We start from the raw sequence: 445 nt of genomic DNA, 5'->3' as shown, positions 1-445 counted from the left end.
TGCGGCAGGGTTCACCGTCAGCGTGCCGTCGGCGTAGCTCACCGAGTAGTTGCTGAGCCCCGTGCCCGTGGCGCCGCTGGCCGCGATGGTGTAGCTGCCCACCGACGCGGCCGTACCGCTGCCGCTGCTGGCCAGGGTGACAGCGCTGATGCTGTCGCCATTCACCAGGCCGCTGCTCCCCGTCAGGCTGGCGCTGGTGCCGTAGGTCTTGGTCGCCCCGCTGGCCGTGATCGTCAACGCCGCCGGGTTCACCGTCAGCGTGCCGTCGGCGTAGCTCACCGAGTAGTTGCTCAGCCCCGTGCCCGTGGCGCCGCTGGCCGTGATGCTGTAGCTGCCCACCGAGGCCGCGGTGCCGCTGCCGCCGGACGCCAGCGTCACCGCGCTGATGCTGTCACCATTCACCAGCCCGCTGCTGCTGTACCCCGTCAGGCTGGCACTGGTGCCG

At 71.2% G+C, this 445-nt stretch carries 1 protein-coding gene; it reads right to left on the bottom strand.

Translation table 11 applies throughout. The features are described from left to right. On the bottom strand, window positions 1–445 hold a 445-nt coding region (locus P5F91_RS00990; RefSeq protein ID WP_277906180.1), incomplete at both ends, for an MBG domain-containing protein.

It is taken from the genome of Nitrospirillum amazonense (assembly GCF_029594735.1).
Classification (GTDB): domain Bacteria; phylum Pseudomonadota; class Alphaproteobacteria; order Azospirillales; family Azospirillaceae; genus Nitrospirillum; species Nitrospirillum amazonense.
This window is presented reverse-complemented; position numbering and strand designations above follow the sequence as displayed.